This is a genomic window from Streptomyces griseorubiginosus, from assembly GCF_001514195.1.
In the GTDB taxonomy this organism is placed as follows: domain Bacteria; phylum Actinomycetota; class Actinomycetes; order Streptomycetales; family Streptomycetaceae; genus Streptomyces; species Streptomyces griseorubiginosus.
Map to the genome: position 1 here is coordinate 234,610 of NZ_KQ948742.1, position 17,522 is coordinate 252,131.

Genomic DNA, 17,522 nt, shown 5'->3' on the forward strand with positions numbered 1-17,522 from the left:
GTGGCCGCGCAGGTAACTGGTCGGGCTCCGGGCAGCGTACAAGGGGACTCTTAGCGCTCCCCCGGGCGTCCGTTAGCGTAGTGCTTCCGCGGCGCCGAAGGAGATAAGGGTACGTTGAGCAATTCTGCCGACTCCCCCCAGTCCGGATCCAGTCCTGTCCGCAGGCGGGGTTTCCGGCCGGTGAGAGTGCTCACGGTGGCCGTCTTCGCTCTCGCGGGGCTGATCTTCTTCACGAGCTTCAACACGGCCAAGGGCACCGACATCCGTACGGACGCCTCCCTGCTGAAGCTGTCGGACCTGATCCAGGAGCGCAGTCACAAGAACGGCCTGCTGGACGAGGCCAACGGGTCGCTGCGCCGGGACGTCGAGTCGCTGGCGGAGCGGGACGACGGCAGCACGAAGGCCGAGGACGAGAAGCTGACGGCTCTGGAGCACAGGGCGGGTACGCAGCGGATCAAGGGCAAGGCGGTCACGGTCACCCTCGACGACGCCCCGCCGAACGCCACCGCGAAGCTGCCGGGTTATCCCGAGCCGCAGCCGGACTACCTGGTCATCCACCAGCAGGACCTTCAGGCCGTGGTCAACGCCCTGTGGAAGGGGGGCGCCCAGGGCATCAAGGTCATGGACCAGCGGCTGATCTCGACGAGTGCGGTGCGCTGTGTCGGCAACACCCTGATCCTTCAGGGGCGGGTGTACTCGCCGCCGTACAAGATCCAGGCGGTGGGTGATCCCGGGAAGCTGAAGCAGGCGCTCGCGGATTCGAAGGCGATCCAGAACTACATGGTCTACGTCAATGTCTACGGCCTGGGCTGGAAGGTCGAGGACGACGGCACGGTGACTCTTCCCGGCTATTCGGGCACAGTGGATCTGCAGTACGCCAAGCCAGTGGAGTAGGTGCCGGGGGGCTGTCGGTGCGAGTCTTCGTCAGGGCCGTCAGCGAGTTGTGCATCACTGTCGGTGCCCTGATCGTGTTGTTCGTCGTCTATGTGCTGTTCTGGACCGGTGTGAAGGCCGACACCGTGATGGATCGCCAGATCGACCAGTTGCAGAGTCAGTGGTCCAAGGGGAGCGTGCGGCAGCCGCAGGTGGCGGCGGGTGCGTCCGCTGCCCCGGCCGAGCCGGCGCCGTATCGCAAGGGCCGGCCTTTCGCGATCATGTACATCCCGCGGCTTGGTTTCACGTGGAACAAGCCCGTGCTCGAGGGCACCGAGGTCGGCACCCTGAAGAAGGGGCTGGGCCATTACGCCAACACCGCGCAGCTGGGGCAGGAGGGGAACTTCGCGGTTGCCGGGCATCGGCGGACGTACGGGGACCCCTTCAAGGACTTCCCGAGGCTGCGGCGTGGGGACGCCGTCGTGCTGACGGACGGGACGACCTGGTTCACGTATCGGATCGACAAAGGGCCTTACAAAACAGTTCCCACCGACATTGAGGTGATCGATCCTGTGCCACGTACTTCCGGGTACACGCGGCCCGGCCGCTATCTCACGCTGACCACGTGCGATCCGGAATGGGGACACAGTCACCGGCTGATCGTCTGGGCACATCTGGACTCCACACAGCCTGTGGAGGACGGCAAGCCTGCTGCCCTGCGCCGTTAGTCTGGTGCGGTACGGCGTGAGTGTGGTGCCGTGGTGCGACGGAAGGGACGGCATGTACGGCTGGATCTGGCGGCATCTGCCGGGGAACGCATGGGTGAAGGCGCTGCTCTCACTCGTGCTGGTCGTTGCTGTGGTCTATGTCCTGTTCCAGTACGTCTTTCCGTGGGCCGAACCGCTGCTGCCCTTCAACGATGTGACGGTGGACAACCAGTGAGCGCGCGCATTCTCGTCGTCGACAACTACGACAGCTTTGTCTTCAATCTGGTCCAGTACCTGTACCAGCTGGGCGCCGAGTGCGAGGTGCTGCGCAACGACGAGGTGTCGACGGCGCACGCCCAGGACGGGTTCGACGGTGTGCTGCTGTCGCCGGGGCCCGGGACGCCGGAGGAGGCGGGCGTGTGCGTGGACATGGTCCGCCACTGCGCCTCGACCGGGGTGCCGGTGTTCGGTGTGTGTCTGGGCATGCAGTCGATGCAGGTGGCGTACGGCGGGGTCGTGAACCGTGCCCCCGAGCTGCTGCACGGCAAGACGTCCCTGGTCGAGCACGAGGGGCGGGGGGTCTTCGCGGGCCTTCCGACCCCGTTCACGGCGACCCGGTACCACTCCCTGGCCGCGGAGCCGACGACGGTGCCGGCCGAGCTGGAGGTCACCGCGCGGACGCAGGACGGGATCGTCATGGGGCTCAGGCACCGTGAACTGGCGGTCGAGGGCGTGCAGTTCCACCCGGAGTCGGTGCTGACGGAGCACGGCCATCTGATGCTGGCCAACTGGCTGGTGGAGTGCGGGGATCAGGGCGCGGTGGCGAGGTCGGCGGGGCTCGCCCCGGTGGTGGGCAGGGCCACGGCGTGACGGCGCTGCGCCCCGAGCGCGAGGACGTGTACGGCGACGCGTCGTACACGTCCTACGGCGGTGATGCCTACGCGAGTGACCCGTCGCCGTATGTGCCGCCGGCCGACGACGAGACGGTGGCCTTGCGGATACCGGATCCGCCGCCTCCTATACCCGCTTCTGAGGCCTCTTCCGTCACATCCGCCACTGGATCCCCACAGGGAGGCCGTGCGGCCCGCAGAAAGGCCGCCAAGGGTCGCCGTGGGCGTCATGGCGGGGTGGCTGCCTCCGATGTGCAGCCGGAGCCTGAGTCCTCGGACGGGAGGCCGCTCTCACGCGTGGAGGCCCGTCGGCAGGCGAAGGCGCGCAAACCGGGCGCGGCGGTCGTCGCGAGCCGGGCGATCGGCGAGGTGTTCATCACCACCGGTGTGCTGATGCTGCTGTTCGTCAGCTACCAGCTGTGGTGGACGAACGTGCGCGCGCACGCGGCGGCGGACAAGGAGGCGAGCAGCCTCCAGAAGGACTGGGCGAGCGGAAAGGGCGCGCCGGGCACGTTCGAGCCGGGTCAGGGCTTCGCCCTGCTGCACATCCCCAAGCTGGACGTGGTCGTGCCGATCGCGGAGGGCGTCAGCAACAAGAAGGTGCTCGACAAGGGCATGGTCGGGCATTACAGCCAGGGTCAGCTGAAGACGGCGATGCCGGACGCCAAGACCGGCAACTTCGCGCTCGCCGGGCATCGCAACACGCATGGTGAGCCCTTCCGTTACATCAACAGGCTCAGCCCGGGTGACCCGATCATCGTCGAGACACAGGACGAGTACTTCGTCTACAAGATGACGTCGACGCTGCCGGTGACCTCGCCGGACAACACGAGCGTGATCGATCCCGTCCCGAAGGGGTCCGGCTTCACCAAGCCCGGCCGGTACATCACCCTCACCACGTGCACGCCGGAGTTCACCAGCAAGTACCGGTTGATCGTCTGGGGCAAGATGGTCGAGGAACGGCCGCGCAGCAAGGGCAAGCCGAATGCGCTCGTCCAGTAAGGGCAGATGACTAGTGGCAGCGACCACGGAGCAGCAAGAGCAGCACACCGGCCCGTCCGCGCCGCGCCGTCGTGGCACCGGACGCATCGCCATGGCGGTGAGCGTCTTCGGTGAACTCCTCATCACGGCGGGCCTGGTGCTGGGTCTGTTCGTCGTCTACTCGCTGTGGTGGACGAACGTCGTCGCCGACCGGCAGGCCGACAAGCAGGCCGACAAGGTGCGCGACAGCTGGATGGAGGGCCGGGACACGGGTCCGGGCGCGCTGGACACCAAGAACGGCATCGGGTTCCTGCATGTGCCCGCGATGAGGAACGGCGAGGTCCTGGTCGAGAAGGGCACGTCGACGAAGATCCTCAACGACGGTGTGGCCGGCTACTACACCGACCCGGTGAAGGCCACGCTGCCCACCAGCGGCAAGACCGGCAACTTCTCCCTCGCCGCGCACCGGGACGGCCACGGGGCGAAGTTCCACAACATCGACAAGCTCAAAGAGGGCGATCCGATCGTCTTCGAGACCAAGGACGAGTGGTACGTCTACAAGGTCTACGCCATCCTCTCGGAGACCTCGAAGTACAACGTCGACGTCCTTGGCCAGATCCCCAAGGAGTCCGGCAAGAAGAAGGCCGGCCACTACATCACCCTGACGACGTGCACGCCGGTGTACACGTCGCGGTACCGGTACGTGGTGTGGGGGGAGCTGGTGCGGACCCAGAAGGTGGACAGCGAGCGGACGTTGCCGAAGGAGTTGCGGTGAGGTGATTGAGTTCCTGCGAGGAACTCAGTCACCTAGCATGGCGAAGGCCCGAAGCCGCAACTTGCTCTTGCGGCTTCGGGCCCTTTTCGTCGGGCCGCGCCTACTGCAGGACTTCCAGCGGCTCCCCGGCGCTCCACTGCTCCAGCAGCCCACGGTGTACGACGGTGATCCCGGTCTCGGCGGCGATGTGCAGGGCTTCCGAGGTGAACGGGCAAGTGGCCACGAAGAGTGCCACCTCCGCGCTGTGGAGAACCTTGGCGGCTCCGACGAACTTCTGCATGTCGGGGCTGGTGATGTTGAGGTAGGGCGCGAAGCGCTTGCACTGGACGACGAGGCGTCGTCCATCGGAGGTGAGCCCGCTGACGTCGATGCCCCGGTCTCCGTGGCCGCCCTGCACGGTCACGTTGGTGCAGCCCTCGCGTCGTAGCAGGGCGTTCATCGTCTTCGAGGACGAGGCGGGGTTCTCGATGACACCGCCGCGGGCCCGCACCTGGGGCCGGTGTGGTCATACGCCGGTGGTGCGGGTGCGCGGCCGCTCCTGGCGCCGCTGGTCGATCGCTGCGATGTGCTGCTACAAGCAAGGCGAGGCGTCCCGGCTGATCTACCGGCCGCACCGCCACCGCAAGCACAAGGGCACCGGACGCGACAGCTTCTCCTGGCGTGACTACCGCGACCTGGTCGTCCGCGCCCACATCCAGCTCAAGGCCCCCATCGTCTTGATCTGGGACAATCTCAACGTGCACCGGGCCGCCGGGATGCAGGAGTACGCGGCTGCGCACGACTGGCTCACCATCGTGCAACTGCCCTCCTACTCACCGGACTTGAATCCGGCGGAGGGCATCTGGTCACTGTTACGCCGCGGCCCGCTGGCCAACACAGCCTTCACCGACGACGAGCATCTCGAACACACCCTCCGCCGCGGCCTGCGCCACATCCAGCTCCGGCCCGACCTCATCGACGGCTGCCTCGCCGGCACCGGACTCACCCTGGCCCAGCACCCGACAACAACCCGAAGAGATCAGTAGACCGCGGAGTTCTTCGCCAATCGGAGCATACGCGGCGCTTCCACTTGCCCGTCGTCGCTCTTCGGTAGCGCCTGTGCGATGCCGGACAGCGCGGCCCGGGCGGCAGCCTCGGCGTCGACGGCGTCGGTCTTGCCGCGGCGGCGCCGGGTGGATCGGTCGGGCTGATTAACCTCTACCACCGCAACCTGCTGGGTCGCCAGGTAGCGGGCCAGGCCTGCAGCATAGGAGCCCGTGCACTCCACCCCGGCCCGCAGCGCTTCCGCGCTGGCGTGCCGCGTGCCCAGTAGAGAAGTTGGCGGTAGCCGGCCGCGGTGGCCGGGAACTCTCCGCTGCTCAGCAGCCTGCCAAGGTGGTCAAGGACGGCGGCGACGTGCACGTCCTTGTGGGTGTCGACGCCGAGCACCACCACGTGCGGCTCGGCCGCGGCCTCGGCAGCGTGGACAGCAGGAATGGCAGCGGGCCTGCCGAGGGTGGTCACGGTGCTCCTGTTCGCCGACGTACCGATAGTCAGCGCCGGTCGGTGGAGCGGTCAGGACTGTGACGGTGCCTTCGAGGCCAAGGCCCCTATCGGGACACGCTCCGCCAGCCCAGCGCCGGTACGTGCCGCTCCGGCCGGGCTGACAGATCAAACACTGGGCACAAGAGGCCAGTGAGAGTGCCAGTCAAGCCGTGGCCAGAACGACACGGCCACCATCCTCACAGTGGGAGTAGTCGGCCCGGTTGTCTACGACCCGGTTGCACCCGGCAAGGGTGCTGTCCAGCAGCACGTAGTCGGGGTCGGCTTCGCGTCGCGCGCGCAGCAGGCCGGGCGCGGGATGAGCACCGTGACCCACTTGACCAGCGCGTGGGTCAGGTCAAGTCCGGCAGAATACGAAAGCAACGCCGCTCCTGTGTCTGTGGGTTGAGACGTCGAAGACCTCCCCCAACGGCACGGGAGCCTTGTTCGTTGCGCACCCCGTCGGCATCACCCGGTCAGTGGCCCTACTGAAAACCCTCACTGAACTGCACGGCGAGCTGGGTAGCTCAGTCGTTCATGGCTCACTGGGTAGGGGCGGGGGTGTGCTGTGCCGTGGGCTGTCGCTGCTGAAGGTAGTCACCCGCAGTTCATGCGCGTCGTGCCGCCTCTTGTGCGCTTCTGATACTGCCGCTCCAGGTGACGCAGAGACCAGCGGCGTACATGGAGATGAGGCCTCCCCACGTCGAAGACATACCCGGAGCCGCAACCACCGTTGTACGTTGCAGCAGCAGCGCTGGGTGCGGTAGCCACCGTGGTGGCGACCGCACCCAGCTACTCCAAGTGTCACGGCCGTACGGACAGGCAGACGGCTCACTTTCCCCAAGGTTTGTCATCACGAGGCTTGATCGCTACGGGACGTAATCAACGCGGCAAGTGAGTCAAGAGAGCGGGTCTGGTACGCAGCCGTGTTGAGTAAGCTGAAATTAGCCACCCGTATTTAGGTAAAGAGGAGTTTATTGTGTCTTTTGCGGTAAATGATGAAAATTTCCCAAGCTCCAAAGAGGCTCGCTTTCGTGAACTGGTCCAATCCGCAGCGGCAGCAGCTCCGGTGTCTGAAACTCCTCCCCTCGGTGACATCATGCGTGCTGGCCGTACGGAGAAACGACGACTGTGGATCCTCTCGGCGGTCGCTGTGACCTTGATCGGCGTTGCGTTTAAGTTCGTTCGCAGGTGCACTAACAGCGGCTAACACATGAGCTGGTTCGGTCCTGATGGCCGTGTCCATGGGGGAGTTGAGCGTTCAGCCCGGTATGGGGGCGTCGCCTTGGATCGTGCCGGATGAGTTGTGGGACCGCTTGGAGCCGCTGCTACCGATGCGGCAGCGGCGGTTCAGGTATCCGGGGCGGAAGCTGTTGCACGGACCGGGAAGTCTTGTGTGGGATCTTGTACGTCCTGCAAACCAGCATCCAGTGGGAACACCTCTCTCAGGAACTCGGGTTCGGCTCGGGGATGACGTGCTGGCGCCAGCTCCGCGACTGGAACGAGGCGGGCGTGTGGCAGCGGCTGCACGAAGTGCTCCTGGCCGAACTGAACGCGGCCGCGCGACTGGACTGGTCGACGTGCGTGGTCGACTCATCGCACGTTCGGGCGGTAAAAAGGGGCTCTACATGGGGCCGTCGCTGGCCGACCGAGGGCGGGCCGGGTCGAACACGACGTGCTCACCGACGGCCCCGGCACCCCGCTCGCCGTCCTGATGACCGGTGGCAACCGCAACGACGTCACTCAGCTCCTGCCGCTGCTCGACGCCGTCGCGCTGGTGCGCGGCAGGGTCGGACATCCACGCCGCAGGCCCGACTTCCTGTTCGCCGACTGCGGCTACGACCACGACGTCTACCGGGACCAGGTCCGCGCCCGCGGCATAGTTCCCGCCATCGCCCGACGCGGAACCCTGCACGGGACCGGCCTGGTCACCTACCGGTGGGTAGTCGAGCGAACCATCGCCTGGCTACATGGCCTGGGTCTGAGGCAGGTTCGGGTGACAGGTTTGACCTGCCCCACCTCTCAGTGGACGTTAAGTCCGATCTTCCCCGGTTCGTGATCGCTCGATCGTGGTACTGATCGCCAGGTCGACCACTTACTGGGCATGTCCATGCTGTGATGCGGGACATGGGGCGAGAGCCATACCCCAGCGACTTATCGGACGAGCAGTGGATGTTGATCGAGCCGATGATCACGGCCTGGAAGCAGGACCGGGTGGCCCGGTCGGCAACCGGCGACCCCGGGGCCTGTGATCTGCGGGAGGTCGTGAACGCGATCTTCTACCAGAACCGGACGGGCTGTCAGTGGCGCTACCTGCCCCACGATCTACCGGCCTGGTCGGCGGTGTTCTACTACTTCACGCTCTGGCGCCAGGACGGCCTTGACCAGCGAATCCAGGAACTCCTGCGCTACCAGGTCCGGGAGAAGGCCCGCCGATTAGAGGACCCGTCCCTCGTGATCCTCGATACCCAGTCCGTGCGCGCGGCCGCGGGTGTCCCGAAGACCACGACGGGGCTGGACGCCAACAAGAAGGTGTCGGGCCGCAAGCGGGGACTGGCCGTGGACGTGCTGGGGTTGGTCATCGGCGTCGTGGTGCTGGCCGCCTCGGCCCACGACAACACCGCCGGCACCGCCCTGCTCGACCAGGTCGCCGAGCGGTGCGGGATGCGGCTGGAGAAGGCCCTGGTGGATCAGGGCTTCAAGGACGAAGTCCTGATCCATGGCGCGTTGTTGGACATCGACGTCGAGGTCGTCCGCCGCAACCCCGATGACCAGGGCAAAGGCTTCGTTCCGCAACCGAAAAGGTGGATTGTGGAGCAGGTCAACGGCACGTTGATGTTGCACCGGCGTCTGGCCCGTGAGTACGACCACCGGCCCGACAGCTCTGCCTCACGCGTCTACTGGGCCTCCATCGCGAACATGACCCGCCGCCTCACCACCCCGAGTCCGGCCTGGCGCGACATCCTCGAGCTGGCTGCATGAACGTCCTTGAGCTCCTGGCAGACCTCCAGAGGCAGCACGAGAAGGCCACGGTCCGGGCCGGTGAACTACACGACCAGATCGAGCACTTGACCGCCGCCTTGGCCGAGATCGAAGCACGACTCACGGACCTGGCGACCACCCGGAAAGTCATCGCCGAACTCGCACCGACCCAAGAAGACTCCGAAGAGCCCGAGACGAACAGCGTCTGCCAGGCCATCGTGCACGCCTTCCACCAGCGCCCCGACCAGGAGTTCCGAGCCCGTGAGCTGCACGAACTCCTCGGCATGCCCACCGACGAGGCATCGGTCAACGTTACCCGCGCTCGCCTCGGACGCCTCCTCCGTCAAGGCTTCCTCACCCAGCCCGGACGAGGCCGCTACCAGAAACGGACTTAACGCCCTCTCAGAAGCCATCCGCTTTCCGAACGTGATCGTTTGGTTGGGGCTGGGTGGGCATGAACTCCGGCTGGCGGCGGGAGAGATGGGCGTGGTTCGTCTGCTCGTCTCGCTGGTGGAGGTGGCTGGTGCCGTCGGTGCTCGGTTTGCTGGAGGCCCGGGAGAAGAAGGTCCGGGAAGAGGTGGCACGGCTGCGGGAGGAGGCCGAGCGGGTAGAGGCTGCCCTCGGCGAGGAGGAACGGGCACTTGAGCGTCTGGCGGATGCCCGCGTGACGGTGGCCGAGGTGCTGGCCGAGCCGCCCGTCGCGGTCGCGGAGCCAGTGGTGAGTGCGGTGGCGGGGTCGGCGGTGCCCAGACGGACCGAGGGCATGACGGCGGCGGTCCTGCCTGCGGACTACCAGCGGATCATGTCCGTGCTGGAGTCGGATGCAGCCCGGGAGGGTATGCGGTGCCAGCAGCTGGCCGTGGCCCTGGGCCTTCAGGCGGTTCCAGCGAAGGTCGAAGGGCTGCGGTCGAAGGCGAAGCGCCTGGTGGAGCGGGGGTGGGCGCTCCAGGTGCGGCCGGGGCTGTTCACCCTGCTCGCGGCGTCGGCCAGCTGAAGGCGCCTGGCCGACGCCCCCCGCCAGGCGGCTGCTCATGAGCATGGTCATGGACCACAGCACCATGGCCTCGTGCATGGCGGGCAGTGTCTCGTAGTCGCGCACCAGGCGGCGCGAGCGCATCAGCCAGCTCAGGGTGCGCTCCACCACCCATCTGCGCGGCAGCACCACGAACCCGCTGGTGTCGTCGGTGCGTTTGACGATCTCAAAGGTGAGCTGGAGCTTCTCGGCCGCCCACTCGACGAGCCGGCCCGCATAACCGCCGTCCGCTCAGACGAGGCGGATGGAGAAGTACATGGTGCGCAGCCGCTCGAGCAGCGGGACGGCGGCGTCGCGGTCCTGCACGCTTGCCGCGGTCACGGTGACGGCCAGGACCAGGCCGAGGCAGTCCACGACCAGGTGCCGCTTGCGGCCGCCCACCTTCTTCCCGCCGTCCCACCCGGACGTCGAGCGCGGGATGTTCGTCGCCGCCCGCAGTGACTGCGCGTCCACGATGGCGGCCGTCGGGTCCGGCGAACGGCCTTCCTCCTGGCGGATCTTGTCGCGCAGCCGGTCGTGGAGCTCGGTGAGCAGGCCCGTCACCTGCCAGCGTCGGGCGAACGCGTGCACTCGTCGGTACGGCGGGAAGTCACAGGGCAGGTTGACCCACTTGACGCCGTTGTCGACGACATAGCGGATCGCATCCAGCATCACGCGGTGGCAATAGCCCTCCGGCCGGCCGTCCCGCCCCTGAAGCCACGCGGGGATCGGCAGCAGCGGCCGGATGACCTGCCATTCGGCCTCCGTCAGATCGGAGCCGTAACACGGGACGCGGTCCGGCCCATCCGCCGCGTTGCCGAACCTGTGCGCGAGACAGTCACACGCCGGAGACGGCGCGTTGGACTCCACGGACGCAAGCGCGACAGACTGCAGCAACAGGGCCTCCCGGTGCTCGTTGGCTTCGACAACCCCGAGCTACCGCGAGGCCCTGCCTTCATGCACCGACCCCACCTCGATCACCCGATCAAGACCCTTGTTCGACCAACAAACCCGCTGATCGGAAAGCGGATGGCGTCTCAGGTTCCAGTTCTGTTGACTAACTGACAGCACTTCACGGAAGGCTGGCAGTCATGCCTCGTCCCCATCCTCCTGAGTTCCGGGCGCGTGCCATCGCGCTGGTCCCCGCCGGCAAGCAGGCCAATCAGACGGCGGTGGAGCTCGGCATCCATCCGGTCACGTTGTCGAAGTGGTTGCTGCAAGACGACATCGACAACGGGCGGCGACCGTGAACGCCGTCGAACGAGTCTGCTGAGTTGCGGCCCGCTCGTCGGCGGATCCATGAGCTGGAAGCCGAGTTGGCGATCGTCCGGCAGACGACGAAGTTCCTTGGCGAGGACAAGCCGGCCCCAAAAGCGACTACGTGCTGCTGGAGAGCACCCTTGCCGAGTGCAACCGGGTCGTAGACAGCCGGGCCGATTACTCCCACAAGCACCGTCGACACGGAGTCAACGTGCAGGTGGGGCCGATTCATCGGGCCGGTTGCTGTGGAATTCGGCTGCACTGCCCCAGCCGCACCCACGACCTGACGGCCCAGCTCCCACCGGATCATCCGGATCCGCGAACGCCCGGGCATCCCGATCCTTGCCGACCGCGCCTACGTGAGAGCCGGCTCGTCGGTGATCACACCCCTCAGACACCCACCGGGCCGCGAACTCACACCAGCCCAGCAAACCGTAAACCGCGCGCTGTCCGCCGCACGAGCACCGGTCGAACACGGCGTCGCACGGCTGAAGTCCTGGCGCGTCTTCCCCAGATCCCGGTGCAGACCGAATCGAATGACGTCAAATCGCCGTGGCCCTCCGCACCCTGGAGCGGCAACGCTGAAATGCCTCGCTGATAGGAAAAGCCCCGGTGCCCTGCGTAAAAAGGGCCCGGGGCGCTTCGCGGTAGAAGAGGAGCGCTGTCAGCAGTGCACGGGGCCGTACTGATTTCCGGCGACCACGCCATTGTGCGTGCGGCTACCGGAAACGAGAATGCAGTGGCCCGCTCCGGGGACTGACACCGGCCCCGCGTAGTACTGGTAACTTCCGGCATCAGCCTTGCGGGTTATTGCCCCGTCGACGCAGCTGGTGAGTGTAGTACCAGAACACTCCGAGATGCTCGCCATGGTTGTCTCGGAGGTCCCGTAACCGCCAGCGGTGGTGGCCACCGTCACTGCGCAGTTGTTGCCCGTGGAAGAGTCGTAAAATAGATGGATCGTCGCATACTGAGTTCCGCCGGAGGTCTTCACCGGATAGGTGTCGATCTCCGATCCGGCGCAGCCGTAGCCGGCGGCGCTCGCCGCGGGTGCGAACACCATGCCGGATGCAATGACAGCGACTGTCGCCGCGAGTGCTCCAAGTGCCTTGCGCACTATGCTCCTTCAGGTCGGACTGGGATCAGATGAAGGCTAGCCGGAGAGATCATTTAGCGCCAGCAGTTTAGAACAACTTTCCTGTACTGTAAGGCAGTTGGGTAATTTATATTGACATGTAAGTTTGGTCTAAATTGTGCGTTGGATAGTGGTTGACGGAGTACCGCAGCACCTGTAACGACTGCTCAGCGCCTATGACTGTGTTCCGAGTGCAATCTCGGTCATACGGTAAAGGGCCCCGAGAACTCGATGGTTTTCGGGGCCCCGACCCTGTATTGGGCTCATTCTTCGGTGCGGACCTATGTTCCGTTGCCTCCGAAGAAGCCGCCGCCGTTGTTGCCGCCGTTGTTGCCGCCCCCGACGCTCACCGTGGTCAGGTTGATCGGGGTGCTGCCCGGATCGTCGACCTCGCTGCCCCCCTGGGGGTCCTGCTGAGCCACGACCGCGGTGTCGCTCTGGTCGCTGCCGTTGGCGAACTGGATGTTCGTGAAGCCGGCGTTGTTGAGGATCTGGCGGGCTTGGGCGACCGTGCGGCCCCTGACGTCCGGGACCTCGGTCTTGTCCGCCGCCTTGCCGATCTGGATGTTGACCGACGAGCCCTTGTCGGCCTGGGTGCCGGCCTGCGGGGAGGTCGCGATGACCTTGCCGATCTGGTTGGTGTCCTCGGTCTCGACCTCGGTGCAGTTGCCGACGAGGTTGTTCGCCTGCATCTGCTTCTTGGCGTCCTCGCAGGACTGGCCCGTCACGTCCGGGACCGTGGACTTCTCCTCGGCCTTGGCGATGGTGAGGGTGACGGTGGAGCCCTTCTCCACCTCGGCGCCCAGTTTCGGGTCCTGGCTCAGGACGGTGCCCGGCTTCTCGGCGGACTCCTCCTGCTTGGTCTTGACGACGAACTGGTACTTGTCGCCCTCCAGCGTCTCCGTGGCCTGGTCGACGTCCTGGCCGAGGACGCTGGGGACGGCCACCTTCGGCGCCCCGGTGGAGACCACGATGTTGACGGCGGTGTTCTTGTCGACCTTGGTGCCGGCCGTCGGGTCCTGTTCGCAGATGTTGCCCTTGGACGTGTTCTCGCAGGCCTTCTGCGTGACCTGGCCGATCTTCAGATCGACGTTGGACAGCTGTCTGGTGGCGTCCGACTGCGACTGGTTGACGATGTTGGGCACGTCCACCTGGTCGTTGCCTGCGCCCCCGCCACCGCTGAAGATCCACTTGCCGATCAGGATCGCGCCGACGAGCACCAGGATGCCCGCCACGACCAGCAGGATCGTCGAGGTGTTCGACTTCTTCTGGCGGCGCCGGTCGGGGCGGTCGTCGTAGCCGTAGCCGCCGTCGTCCGGGCTCATCGGCGGCAGCATGGTGGTGGCGCCCGCGTCGGAGCGCAGGGCCGTGGTCGCCTGGTCGTCGGGGTAGCCGCCGTAGCCCACCGAGCCCATGGCGGCGGTGGCCGCGACCGGCTGGCCGTCGAGGCAGGCCTCGATGTCGAGGCGCATCTCGTCGGCGGACTGGTAGCGGTAGTTGGGGTCCTTGACCAGGGCCCGCAGCACGATCGCGTCCATCTCGGGCGTGATCTCGGGGTCGAAGACCGACGGCGGCTGGGCCTCCTCGCGCACGTGCTGGTACGCGACGGCCACCGGGGAGTCCCCCACGAAGGGCGGCCGTACCGTCAGCAGTTCGTAGAGGAGACAGCCGGTGGAGTAGAGGTCGGAGCGTGCGTCGACCTGTTCGCCCTTGGCCTGCTCCGGGGAGAGGTACTGGGCGGTGCCGATGACCGCGGAGGTCTGGGTCATGGTCATGCCCGAGTCACCCATGGCGCGGGCGATGCCGAAGTCCATGACCTTGACCTGGCCGTTGCGCGTGAGCATGACGTTGGCCGGCTTGATGTCCCGGTGCACGATGCCGCTGCGGTGGGAGTACTCCAGTGCCTGGAGGATCCCGATGGTCATCTCCAGGGAGCGCTCCGGCAGCAGCTTGCGGCCGGAGTGCAGCAGCTCACGGAGCGTGGAGCCGTCGACGTACTCCATGACGATGTACGGGATCGAGACCCCGTCGATGTAGTCCTCGCCCGTGTCGTAGACCGCCACGATCGCGGGATGGTTGAGCGAGGCGGCCGACTGGGCCTCCCGGCGGAACCGGGCCTGGAAGGACGGGTCACGCGCGAGGTCCGCGCGCAGCGTCTTCACCGCCACCGTGCGGCCGAGGCGCGTGTCCATGGCGAGGTAGACCTCCGCCATGCCACCACGGCCGAGCACCTGGCCCAGCTCGTACCGGCCGCCGAGGCGACGCGGCTCTTCCATAGCTTCCTACCAGCCCTCTCCGTCGGTCCCGACCGGCACGTGTGTGCCGTCGGAGGCTGCACTCCGGGCCTACCGTACCCGGCTAGCTTTGTGTGACCTGGCCAAGTGCGTCACCCGATACAGGACCGGTATCGCAACGTGCACCGATGTGAAGGGGACGTGATGGGGGTCACTGCTTGGACTTGATGACCGCCTCCATGACGCTCTTGGCGATGGGCGCCGCGAGACCGCTGCCGGAGATGTTCTCGCGGACCGCGTTGTCGTCCTGGACGACCACGGCCACGGCGACCGGCGCGCTGTCACCGACCTTGGCGTACGAGATGAACCAGGCGTACGGGTTCTTGCTGTTGTTCTCGCCGTGCTGGGCGGTACCGGTCTTGCCGCCGACGGTGACGCCGTCGATCTGGGCGGTCTTGCCGGTGCCGTCCTTGACGACCGTCTCCATCATCGACTGGAGGATCTGCGCGTTCTGGGCGGACAGCGGCTCGCTCATCTTCTCCGGCTCCGTCTTCTCGAGGGTGTCGAGGTTCGGGGCCTGGAGGGAGTCCACCATGTACGGCTTCATCAGGGTGCCGTTGTTGGCGACGGCCGAGGCGACCATGGCCATCTGGAGCGGAGTCGCGGCGGTGTTGAACTGGCCGATCGAGGACAGCGCGGTCTCCGACGGGTTCATGTCGTCGGAGAAGACGGACGCGCTGGAGCGCACGGGGACGAACTGCTGCTCGTCGAAGCCGAACTTCTTGGCTTCCTCCAGCATCTTCTCGTTGCCGAGCTGGGAGCCGATCTTGCCGAAGACGGTGTTGCAGGAGTACTGGAGGGCGACGCGCATGGTGGCGTTCTTGCAGGGGATGTTGCCCTCGTTCTTCAGCTGGGTCGTGGTGCCCGGCATGGTCCACGGCAGCGGGGAGTCGGTCTTCTCGTCCGCGTCGGTGTAGAGGCCGTTCTCCAGGGCGGCTGCCGCGGTGACGACCTTGAAGGTGGAGCCGGGCGGGTAGACCTCGCGCAGTGCCCGGTTGAGGGCGGGGTCGTCGGGGTTGTTCTTCTTGTCGATCTTCTTCCATGCCTCGGCGTCGGCGTTGCTGCCGCCGGCGATCGTCGAGGGGTCGTACGACGGGTAGGAGGCGAGCGCGAGGATCTTGCCGGTGGACGGCTCGATGGCGGCGACGGCACCCTTGCCGCCCTGCTTCTTCAGACCGTCGTAGGCGGCCTTCTGGGCGGCGGCGTTGAGGGTGGTGACGACGTTGCCGCCCTCCTTCGGCTTGCCGGTGAGCATGTCGAGGGTGTTGCGGAAGAAGAGCCGGTCGTCGTTGCCGGTGAGGATGCCGTCCTCGATGGCCTCCAGCTGGGTGGCGCCGTAGGACTGCGACACGAAGCCGGTGACCGGCGCCCACATGGCGCCGTCCTTGTAGGTGCGCTTGAACTTGAAGTCGCCGGAGGTGGTCTCGGCGTGCCCGGTGATCGACTTGCCGTCGACGATGATGTCGCCGCGGGGGGTCGCGTACCGGGCGATCAGCACCCGGCGGTTGTCGGGGTCCTCACGCAGGCTGTCGGCCTTGACGTACTGGAGCCAGTTGTCGCGGATGAGCAGGGCGAGGACCAGGAGGCCACAGAAGATCGCGATCCGGCGCAGGGGCTTGTTCATGACGGGCGGACCACCTGGGTCATCTCGGCGTCGGGGCTGGGGGCGGGGGCGGGCGCCGGGCGGCGTGCGGTGTCGCTGATCCTGATGAGGATGCCGATCAGGGCCCAGTTGGCGATGACGGAGGAGCCGCCGTACGCCAGGAAGGGCATTGTCATACCGGTGAGCGGGATCAGGCCCATCACACCGCCGGCGACGACGAAGACCTGGAGCGCGAAGGCGCCGGACAGGCCGACGGCGAGAAGCTTGCCGAACGGGTCGCGGGCGGCGAGGGCGGTGCGCACGCCGCGTTCCACGACCAGGCCGTAGATCAGCAGGATCGCCATGACGCCGGCCAGGCCCAGTTCCTCGCCGAAGGTGGCGAAGATGAAGTCGGAGTTGGCGGCGAAGCGGATCAGCTCGGAGTGGCCCTGGCCCCAGCCGGTGCCGAGGGTGCCGCCGGAGCCGAAGGCCCACAGGGCCTGCATGGCCTGCTCGGAGTGGACGCCGGTGGCGCCCGGGGTGCGGCTGAGCGTGTACTCGTGCATCGGGTTGAGCCAGGCCTGGACACGCGTCTGGACGTGCGGTTCGAAGCTGGCCACGCCGACGGCGCCGGCCCCGGACATCAGCAGACCGAAGACGATCCAGCTGGTCCGCTCGGTGGCGACGTACAGCATGATGACGAACATTCCGAAGAACAGCAGCGAGGTACCGAGGTCGGTCTCGAAGACCAGGATGAGGATCGAGATCATCCAGACGACGATGATCGGCCCGAGGTCGCGGCCGCGCGGCAGGTACAGGCCCATGAAGCGGCGGCTGGCGAGGGCGAGCGCGTCGCGCTTGACCATGAGGTAGCCGGCGAAGAAGACCGCGAGCACGATCTTGGCGAACTCACCGGGCTGGATGGTGAAGCTGCCGACCTGGATCCAGATCTTGGCGCCGTACGTGAGCTCGGCGCCGAGACCGGGGACGAGCGGGAGGAGCAGCAGGACCAGTGCGCCGGCCATGGAGATGTAGGTGTAGCGCTGGAGCGTGCGGTGGTCCTTGAGGAAGATCAGGACGACCGCGAAGAGGGCGATGCCCATCGCCGTGTAGATCAGCTGGTTGGTCGCCTTGCCGCCGGCCTGGCCGATGGACTGGAGCAGTTTGGACTGGTCCAGGCGCCAGATCGCGACGAGTCCGAGGCCGTTGAGCAGGGTGGCCAGGGGCAGCATCAGCGGGTCCGCGTAGGGGGCGAACTTGCGGACGACGAGGTGGGCGACGCCGGCCAGCAGGCCGAGGCCCAGGCCGTAGCTCAGCAGCCCGGCCGGGACCTGGTCGTTGATGGCCAGGCCCACGTTGGCGTACGCGAAGACCGGGATGAGCACGGCGAACACCAGCAGTGCCAGTTCGGTGTTGCGGCGGCTCGGTGCGCCGATCGCGCCGATCGTGGACGTGTGGTGCGTCGACGTGTTCGTGGCTGAAGTACCGCTCATCGTGTAACAGGGCCTCTCAC

The 17,522-nt window shown here is 66.6% G+C and carries 15 protein-coding genes and 5 pseudogenes; 13 read left to right on the forward strand and 7 right to left on the reverse strand.

Features of this window, described 5'->3' with window-relative positions; genetic code table 11:
• Positions 1–114 precede the first annotated feature (114 nt).
• The 6 genes from AQJ54_RS32960 to AQJ54_RS32980 are packed head-to-tail and all read left to right on the forward strand — an operon-like array spanning position 115 to position 4,226.
• Positions 115–894, forward strand: coding sequence for a DUF881 domain-containing protein (locus tag AQJ54_RS32960; protein WP_079070118.1), 780 nt, complete (start codon positions 115–117; stop codon positions 892–894).
• 17 nt (positions 895–911) lie between these two features.
• Positions 912–1,601 carry a class E sortase gene (locus AQJ54_RS32965; RefSeq protein ID WP_062243506.1) on the forward strand — a complete coding sequence of 230 codons (690 nt, stop codon included), beginning with the start codon at positions 912–914 and terminating at the stop codon, positions 1,599–1,601.
• A gap of 52 nt (positions 1,602–1,653) precedes the next feature.
• A complete protein-coding gene (locus tag AQJ54_RS44040) occupies positions 1,654–1,815 on the forward strand; it encodes a hypothetical protein (RefSeq protein ID WP_019324742.1) in 162 nt (53 codons plus the stop codon).
• A complete protein-coding gene (locus AQJ54_RS32970; RefSeq protein ID WP_020134176.1) occupies positions 1,812–2,450 on the forward strand; it encodes an aminodeoxychorismate/anthranilate synthase component II in 639 nt (212 codons plus the stop codon). Before AQJ54_RS44040 ends, AQJ54_RS32970 begins: the two co-directional genes overlap by 4 nt.
• Positions 2,447–3,472 (forward strand): class E sortase, encoded by a 1,026-nt coding sequence (locus tag AQJ54_RS32975; protein ID WP_062243509.1) that lies wholly within the window; start codon positions 2,447–2,449, stop codon positions 3,470–3,472. The genes AQJ54_RS32970 and AQJ54_RS32975 overlap by 4 nt, the downstream gene beginning before the upstream one ends.
• A gap of 13 nt (positions 3,473–3,485) precedes the next feature.
• Positions 3,486–4,226: a class E sortase gene (locus AQJ54_RS32980; RefSeq protein ID WP_062243512.1), complete on the forward strand. Its 741-nt coding sequence runs from the start codon at positions 3,486–3,488 to the stop codon at positions 4,224–4,226.
• Positions 4,227–4,326: 100 nt separating this feature from the next.
• Here the strand turns inward: AQJ54_RS32980 and AQJ54_RS32985 are convergent, their stop codons facing one another.
• Positions 4,327–4,629 carry a restriction endonuclease gene (locus AQJ54_RS32985; RefSeq protein WP_248845481.1) on the reverse strand — a complete coding sequence of 101 codons (303 nt, stop codon included), beginning with the start codon at positions 4,627–4,629 and terminating at the stop codon, positions 4,327–4,329.
• A gap of 28 nt (positions 4,630–4,657) precedes the next feature.
• Between AQJ54_RS32985 and AQJ54_RS32990 the strand changes: the two are divergent.
• Positions 4,658–5,251, forward strand: a pseudogene (locus tag AQJ54_RS32990) (transposase); the annotation flags it as partial.
• Here AQJ54_RS32990 and AQJ54_RS46910 read toward each other — a convergent pair.
• Positions 5,245–5,493, reverse strand: coding sequence for an IS110 family transposase (locus AQJ54_RS46910; RefSeq protein WP_062243519.1), 249 nt, complete (start codon positions 5,491–5,493; stop codon positions 5,245–5,247). The pseudogene AQJ54_RS32990 and the gene AQJ54_RS46910 sit on opposite strands and share 7 nt — an antisense overlap.
• Before the next feature lie 1,525 nt (positions 5,494–7,018).
• Between AQJ54_RS46910 and AQJ54_RS44050 the strand changes: the two are divergent.
• The 4 genes and pseudogenes from AQJ54_RS44050 to AQJ54_RS33015 form a co-directional block, all read left to right on the forward strand.
• Positions 7,019–7,719: pseudogene (locus AQJ54_RS44050) on the forward strand (IS5 family transposase); the annotation flags it as partial.
• A 155-nt stretch (positions 7,720–7,874) separates the two neighbouring features.
• Positions 7,875–8,729 (forward strand): IS5 family transposase, encoded by an 855-nt coding sequence (locus tag AQJ54_RS33005; RefSeq protein WP_062243766.1) that lies wholly within the window; start codon positions 7,875–7,877, stop codon positions 8,727–8,729.
• Positions 8,726–9,124 carry a hypothetical protein gene (locus AQJ54_RS33010; protein WP_062243525.1) on the forward strand — a complete coding sequence of 133 codons (399 nt, stop codon included), beginning with the start codon at positions 8,726–8,728 and terminating at the stop codon, positions 9,122–9,124. Before AQJ54_RS33005 ends, AQJ54_RS33010 begins: the two co-directional genes overlap by 4 nt.
• Before the next feature lie 128 nt (positions 9,125–9,252).
• Positions 9,253–9,723 carry a hypothetical protein gene (locus AQJ54_RS33015; RefSeq protein WP_062243769.1) on the forward strand — a complete coding sequence of 157 codons (471 nt, stop codon included), beginning with the start codon at positions 9,253–9,255 and terminating at the stop codon, positions 9,721–9,723.
• 54 nt (positions 9,724–9,777) lie between these two features.
• On the opposite strand, the pseudogene AQJ54_RS33020 reads toward AQJ54_RS33015, so the two are convergent.
• A pseudogene (locus tag AQJ54_RS33020) lies at positions 9,778–10,611 on the reverse strand (IS5 family transposase); the annotation flags it as partial.
• 221 nt (positions 10,612–10,832) lie between these two features.
• On the opposite strand from AQJ54_RS33020, the pseudogene AQJ54_RS46915 reads away from it, so the two are divergent.
• Positions 10,833–11,099, forward strand: a pseudogene (locus AQJ54_RS46915) (transposase); the annotation flags it as partial.
• Positions 11,100–11,116: 17 nt separating this feature from the next.
• Positions 11,117–11,586, forward strand: a pseudogene (locus tag AQJ54_RS44055) (transposase family protein); the annotation flags it as partial.
• A 79-nt stretch (positions 11,587–11,665) separates the two neighbouring features.
• Here the strand turns inward: AQJ54_RS44055 and AQJ54_RS45805 are convergent.
• The 4 genes from AQJ54_RS45805 to AQJ54_RS33040 form a co-directional block, all read right to left on the reverse strand.
• Positions 11,666–12,115, reverse strand: a complete 450-nt coding sequence (locus tag AQJ54_RS45805; RefSeq protein WP_159055579.1) for a hypothetical protein — start codon at positions 12,113–12,115, stop codon at positions 11,666–11,668.
• Between the two features lie 299 nt (positions 12,116–12,414).
• On the reverse strand, positions 12,415–14,409 hold the full coding sequence (gene pknB / locus AQJ54_RS33030) for a Stk1 family PASTA domain-containing Ser/Thr kinase (protein WP_062243527.1): 1,995 nt from the start codon (positions 14,407–14,409) through the stop codon (positions 12,415–12,417).
• A 169-nt stretch (positions 14,410–14,578) separates the two neighbouring features.
• Positions 14,579–16,051, reverse strand: a complete 1,473-nt coding sequence (locus tag AQJ54_RS33035) for a peptidoglycan D,D-transpeptidase FtsI family protein (protein ID WP_062243530.1) — start codon at positions 16,049–16,051, stop codon at positions 14,579–14,581.
• The gene (locus AQJ54_RS33040; RefSeq protein WP_062243532.1) at positions 16,048–17,502 is read right to left on the reverse strand and encodes an FtsW/RodA/SpoVE family cell cycle protein; all 1,455 of its coding nucleotides are present in this window, start codon (positions 17,500–17,502) and stop codon (positions 16,048–16,050) included. The genes AQJ54_RS33035 and AQJ54_RS33040 overlap by 4 nt, the downstream gene beginning before the upstream one ends.
• Between the last annotated feature and the right edge of the window lie 20 nt (positions 17,503–17,522).